Below are 3,517 nucleotides of genomic sequence, written 5' to 3'. Positions count from 1 at the left end.
AAACGAGAATTCTTATGGCACGCGTAACCGTTGAAGATTGTTTAGACCATGTAGACAACCGCTTTGAGCTTGTACTAGTGGCAAGCAAACGCGCGCGTCAATTGGCACGTCAAGGCATTGAACCAACTGTAGAGTGGGATAACGACAAACCGACTGTAGTCTCTTTACGTGAAATTGCAGCTGGTCATGTATCTAAAGATATTTTGAAACAACGTGATCAAGACTACCAAACATCAAGTCTTGATCTTGCACTTTCTGCAAACAATTTGAATTTAGATGGCTTTTCTTTCCAATAAGAAAAAAAATCTTAAAAAAGCCTAGTTTTAACTAGGCTTTTTTTATTGCATAACTTTTATATTGGGCTAATAAACGTTATAACATAAGGTTAAAGATACGTTATTAAAGCTGTGTCTTTTTGCTTTTTTTAAATGAAAAATTTGACAAGTCATGCAATATGTTTTTCATTAAAGGGCTAGCGTTTTAAATTGTAGAAACTGAAGTATTAAAGGTGTTATATGCCAGGCCCACAGGTCAGCCAAGCCAAACAACAGCTCAAAATTATTATCGATGCTTACTTAAGTGCAAGCGATGTCGAGCGCGTGCTTGTGGCCTGCGATTATGCTGACATTGCCCATGACGGCATCACCCGTAAAAGCGGCGAACCCTATATTCTGCATCCGATTGCGGTCAGCAGCATTCTTTCGCATATGCGCCTGGATGCCGAAACCCTGATGGCTGCGCTGCTGCATGATGTAATTGAAGATACTGACTTCAACAAAGACGATATTTGTGAAAAATTTGGACGTACCGTTGCAGAACTGGTCGATGGTGTGACTAAACTCAGCCATTCAAGTGATAAAGAATATAATAAAGCTGCATCTTTCCGGAAAATTCTGCAAGCCACCCTACAAGACCCGCGTGTCATTATCATTAAACTGGCCGACCGTTATCACAACATGACCACTCTGGGATCATTACGCCCAGATAAACGCGCACGTATTGCCCAGGAAACCTTTGATATTTTTGTGCCTATGGCGCGTATTGTCGGTATGAATGAGATGGCCGACAATCTGGAACATCTGTGCTATCAAAATCTTGACCTGGATATGTTTAATAATGTGCAAGATGCATTATTACAAACCAAACCAAAACGCTGTGAATATCAGAGCATCTGGGAAAAGAAGCTGACTGAGCTACTGCAACAGCACCAGATTAGCGGTCGTATTAAAAAGAAAAATAATAATATTGAATTACTGCGCCACTTCGTCAAAAACGATATTAATTTACAGGAACTGACTCACAGTCATGCTTTTGAGATTATTCTGCAAAGCATTGCCGACTGTGACCGCCTGGCAGAAATTCTGCGCGAAAATTTCCAGATTTTGCATTATGAAGACCATATTCGCCGTCCATTACCGGGTGGTAACCAGTCTTTAATGATGCGGTTAAAAGGTGAAAAAACCACACTTTCATTGACCATTCAGACCGAGCTGATGCGTAAGGCGGCCCGTTTTGGTGTGGTATTGGGTGAAAATGCACCACAAGCCTGCCGTTCAGCCATTCAGGCATCTATGCAGAATCTGAATGTATTGGTAGATGGTGAATGTGCCAAAACCACTTTTAGCGATCTGTTAGATTATTTGCACCAGGAAAAAATCTGGGTATATACCCCGCATGGTCATTTGCACGAGCTCCCTCAAGGAGCTACCGCAGTGGATTTTGCTTATTCAGCCAGCCTGTTTTTAGGCAACCATGCTGTAGGAGCAAAGATAAATGGGGAAACCCGCCCTCTTTCCACACCGCTAGTAAGTGGGCAAGTGATCGAGATTATTACAGATGTCTTGGCGACCCCCAATCCCGACTGGCTTAGCTTTATTAACACCCAGAAAGCGCGTCGTGCGATACAGAATATTTTGCGTGATCAAGATATTGAAGAACAACAACTGGTGGGTCAGCAGGCTCTGAATCGCGCCCTGAAACTGTTTAATCGCTCCATCAAAGATTTAACTGAATCGGACTGGATGGATATTTTGCAATGGCGATATATCGAATCCAAGGAACAGTTATTTGAACAGATTGCCGTGGGTGACCTGCTACCGCAATTAGTGGCCAACCATTTGTTTGCACAAGGACAAAGTCTGGATAATCAGTCCTCTACCCGGCTCATTCAAGGCACTGAAGGGGTAGATGTCAAATATGCCCATTGTTGCAACCCTGTACTGGGTGATCCGATTCAGGGACACCTTTCGCGCCGTGGTTTAATTGTACATCGTGCCCGTTGTCATAATCTTTTGCATGAACAGCATCAGCATCCAGAAAATATTATGCCTTTGCATTGGACCTCTGAAGAAGTTAATGACATCAGTTTCACCGCTTATTTGAGTATTGATATGGAAATGAGTGATGAGCAAGTTTCCGATCTGATTTATCAATGCCGGAAGGAAAAAACCGGGGTTGAAATGGTGCATAACCATGAAGACAAAACCTACGTTAATATTGTGGTGCATAACCGTAAGCAAATTGCGCAGATTATTCGCGATTTACGTATGCATTTTGGCTTTCCACGCATCGTCCGCTTAGCCCAGCCCATCAATATTGCTGAAACATCCAAAGCCAGTTAGTTCAAACATAAGTAACGCTTATTGAACAATTTACGCTATGATGCATAGAGATAATACAAGGAGAAATCGATGTCCCGCCAAGTAATCCATACTGAAAATGCACCTGCAGCTATTGGTACCTATTCTCAAGCGATTTTAGTTGAAAATACCCTGTACCTTTCAGGTCAAATTGGTCTAGATCCTTATAGTATGGAATTGGTTGAAGGTATTGAAGCCCAAATTCGCCGTGTATTTGATAATTTAAAAGCAGTCTGTGAAGCAGCCGGTGGCTCACTAGCAGATATCGCTAAACTGAATATTTTCCTGACTGATCTTTCTCATTTCCAGCTGGTCAACCAAATTATGGGTGAATATTTTGCCCAGCCTTATCCTGCCCGTGCAGCATTAGGTGTAGCAAGCTTACCTAAGGGCGCTTTGGTTGAAATGGATGGCATTGTAATTATTAATCAATGACTTATAACAACAATTAAATAGCCAAGTTTCAAAACTCAATTCTAAATTACCAATTCATCTTGCGCGGAAATCTGAGCAGCACTCGGATTTCCGCTCAGGTGATATTTTTTTATTCAAAAACTCAATCATAATAAATGATATTTCAAATGAATTTCATTGACAAACGATAATAATTATCAATAATATCACTTATCCCATTTCACTTTTATTGTGGCTAGTTCAAATGTACGTGTGCTTATGTCGTGGTATTACCGATCAAGATATTAAAGATGCAGTCGCAAATGGCGCGGAAAGCTATCGTGAAATCCGTGACCTGCTTGATTTAGGTACCTGCTGTGGTCGTTGTGCACCTGAAGCCCGCGCCATCATTAGTGAAGAACTTTCAGAAATTGCAGCCCGTATTTCCGTAGCTGCTTAAACCCAGATAATCATAATGACACACC

Annotated in this window: 4 protein-coding genes; all 4 read left to right on the top strand. The window is 41.6% G+C overall.

Features of this window, described 5'->3' with window-relative positions:
• Positions 1–14: 14 nt before the first annotated feature.
• The 4 genes from rpoZ to B2Y23_RS00530 all read left to right on the top strand — a co-directional run bounded on the left by rpoZ (position 15) and on the right by B2Y23_RS00530 (position 3,492).
• Positions 15–296: a DNA-directed RNA polymerase subunit omega gene (rpoZ, locus tag B2Y23_RS00545; protein ID WP_131217345.1), complete on the top strand. Its 282-nt coding sequence runs from the start codon at positions 15–17 to the stop codon at positions 294–296.
• 219 nt (positions 297–515) lie between these two features.
• A complete protein-coding gene (locus tag B2Y23_RS00540) occupies positions 516–2,621 on the top strand; it encodes a RelA/SpoT family protein (protein WP_291354966.1) in 2,106 nt (701 codons plus the stop codon).
• 69 nt (positions 2,622–2,690) lie between these two features.
• Positions 2,691–3,074, top strand: coding sequence for a RidA family protein (locus tag B2Y23_RS00535; protein ID WP_092820181.1), 384 nt, complete (start codon positions 2,691–2,693; stop codon positions 3,072–3,074).
• Positions 3,075–3,297: 223 nt separating this feature from the next.
• Positions 3,298–3,492 (top strand): bacterioferritin-associated ferredoxin, encoded by a 195-nt coding sequence (locus tag B2Y23_RS00530; protein WP_086174534.1) that lies wholly within the window; start codon positions 3,298–3,300, stop codon positions 3,490–3,492.
• The last annotated feature ends 25 nt before the right edge of the window (positions 3,493–3,517 follow it).

This window comes from Acinetobacter sp. UBA5934 (assembly GCF_002430855.1).
In the GTDB taxonomy this organism is placed as follows: domain Bacteria; phylum Pseudomonadota; class Gammaproteobacteria; order Pseudomonadales; family Moraxellaceae; genus Acinetobacter.
This window is presented reverse-complemented; position numbering and strand designations above follow the sequence as displayed.